General features: G+C 73.9%; 3 protein-coding genes. All 3 read right to left on the minus strand.

Annotated elements, in window-relative coordinates:
• The coding region (locus DQW85_RS24695; protein WP_113702397.1) for a DUF2079 domain-containing protein at positions 1–1,230 on the minus strand (1,230 nt) is incomplete at its 3' end.
• Between the two features lie 103 nt (positions 1,231–1,333).
• Complete coding sequence (locus DQW85_RS24700; protein ID WP_113702398.1) at positions 1,334–1,984, minus strand: DUF2461 domain-containing protein; 651 nt, start codon at positions 1,982–1,984, stop codon at positions 1,334–1,336.
• A 20-nt stretch (positions 1,985–2,004) separates the two neighbouring features.
• The coding region (locus DQW85_RS24705) for a polysaccharide deacetylase family protein (protein ID WP_338043411.1) at positions 2,005–2,720 on the minus strand (716 nt) is incomplete at its 5' end.

Below are 2,720 nucleotides of genomic sequence, written 5' to 3' on the forward strand. Positions count from 1 at the left end.
CCCGCCCGCGCCCGGCCATCGCACGCGCCGCCCGCTCAGCGGCAGCCGCGCCCTCAGGCGCCGGACCCCGTCCACCCCGGCCGCCAGGACGACCACGACGACGAAGGCGTTGTAGTGGTATTCGGGCACCCACCAGTTGGGGAACGAGCTGGCCAGCATCCTCTCCGCGAGCAGCGGCACGGCCATGATCATGAGCGGGGAGAGCAGCGCCGCCATCAGCGTCGTGCCCAGCAGGAGGGCGAGCGTGACCAGCTTGACGGACGGGGTGCCGAGCTGGGCCGCCACGGCGAGCGGATCGGTCACGGCGGTGCGCGCGGCTGCGGGCAGGCCGGTCCCCAGCGCTCCGTACGCCCAATAGTAGTCGGACCTCCCCCCGAACAGCGGGATGAGCACCTGTGACGCCAGCAGGGTGGAGCCCAGGCCGCCGACGGCGAACGCCGCCCCCATGAGCCGCCACCCCCGCTGCCCGAGCAGCACCACGCCGAACCCCGCCACGAGCAGCCCCATGTCCTCCTTCACGCACAGCAGCGCGAGGGCGGCCAGCACGACGTGGCCGCGCCGCCCGGCCTGGTGGCGTTCGAGGAGGACGGCGGTGAGCAGGGGCGCGAAGGCGGCCTCGTGGAAGTCGAACGCCACGGTCTCGACCACGGGCCACGACAGGGTGTAGGCCACCGCCACCAGATGGGCCGCCACCGGGCTGCCCAGCGCCCTCCTGGTCAGGACCCACAGCGGGACCGCCGCCCCGGCCAGCAGCACGGCCTGCGCGACCAGCAGGGTCTCGGGGCCGTCGTGGATCCAGTAGAAGGGGGCGAGCAGGGCCAGGATCGGCGACCAGTGGTCGCCCAGGACGGCGAAGCCGGGGCCGAAGTCGTTGTGCACGCCCTTGACGACGGCGACCGGCAGCTGGAAGCGGGAGTAGGACCGCACGGCCTGGTCGAAGATCACCAGGTCGTAGGCGCCCGCCCTGAAGTCGGCGAGCCGGGTGAGCGAGAGCGCGCCGTACAGCAGGGCCGCCACGGTCGTGATCGTGGACAGCACCACCCTGTCCCGCCGCCGACCACCGCCCCCGGAGCCCGCCGAGCCCGCCGAGCCCGCCGAGCCCACCGAGCCCGCGGAACTCGCCGAGCCCGCCGAGCCCGCCGTGCCCGCGGAACTCGCGGAGTCGCGGGGCTCCGCCCGGACGCCGTCCTCGTGGTCACGGGTGCCGATGCCGTTCCCGCTCGCCGTCACGACCCTTCACGCCTCTCCGTCACAGCCCCCGCGGCACACCTCGTGCCGTCTGACCCACATCCTCCCGTCGCACCGGCACTTCCCCGACCGGACGAGGGCCCGTTCAGCGGCGGGACAGCTCGCTCCCCCGTACGTGGGCGCAGAGCCAGTCGACGAGCGGCTCGAAGGCGCGCCAGCACTCCCGCACCCGACCGGCCACCTCAGCCGTGTGCACCCACGGCTCCGGCTCGAAGCGCCGGCCCGCGTAGAGGGACTTGTGGCGCAGCAGGTCGATGCGCGGGTGGTCGTCGGCGAACCCGCGTGGCCTGGTCTTGAGCCGCTCCCCCTCCACGGCGTAGCCGGCTGCGCTCAGCGCGGCCACCACGGCCTGCAGCGGCGCGCCGGTGAGGTCTGCGTCGACCGCCGCCCGGTAGCGGGCGATCTGGTCGGGGGCCTGCGAGTAGAGGCCGCCCGCGGCGAAGAGGCCGTCGGCGTCGATCTGGAAGTAGAGCCCGATGCCGGGCAGCCGGTCGACGAAGGCGCCCTGGTGGGTCTTGTACGGCGACTTGTCCTTGGCGAAGCGGACGTCGCGGTAGGGCCGGAACAGCTGGGCCGGACCGAACTCCCCGGCCAGCTCGTCGGTGAGGGCCAGCATCGGCGCCCGCACCGCGTCGTCGTAGAGGTGCCTGTGCCGGGTGAAGTAAGTCTTGGAGTTGTCCGCCTCAAGACCCTCGTAGAACACGAACGCCTCATCGGGGAAGCCGGTGAAACCCATACGGCCAAGCGTGCCATGCCTCACTGACGGTCGAGGCCGGGCGGGTAGACCCGGCCGGGCTCCGGCGTCCGGCCGTACAGCTGGGACACGGTGACGAGCCGGTAGCCCTTGCGGGAGAGCCGGTCGAGCACCCTGGGCATGGCCTCGACGGTGCTGCGGTGGATGTCGTGCATCAGCACGATCGAGCCGGGCCGGGCGCCTCCGGCGAGCCTGACCACGGCCGCCGGGTCGCGGTGGCGCCAGTCGAGGGTGTCGACGTCCCAGAGGATCTGGGCGAGCCCCTCGCCGCGGGTCTCCCGTGCCACCCTGTCGTCCGTCGCCCCGTACGGGGGACGCATGATCCGCATCCACACCCCGGTCATCCCGTGCACGAGGCGGCTGGTGTGCCGCAGCTCGCGCCGGAGCCGGTCGAGCGGCACCGTGGTGAGCGCCGGGTGGCTCCACGTGTGGTTGCCGATCTCGTGCCCCTCGGCGGCGATGCGGCGCGTGATCCCGGCGCGGTCGGCGGCCACCATCTGCCCGACCACGAAGAACGTGGCGCGGGCCTGCCGGACGCGCAGCAGTTCGAGCAGCCTGCCGGTGTGCTCCCCCGGACCGTCGTCGAAGGTGAGCGCGACGCACTTCTGCCTGCGGCAGTCGATCGCGCGGGCCGGCCAGCTGGGCTGCATGGCGGCCAGGCGCCTGGCCAGCAGGGCGGGATCGACGGCTGCGCCCGGCGGCGGCGGCACGCGCGCGG

This window comes from Nonomuraea lactucae (assembly GCF_003313395.1).
Classification (GTDB): Bacteria; Actinomycetota; Actinomycetes; order Streptosporangiales; family Streptosporangiaceae; genus Nonomuraea; species Nonomuraea lactucae.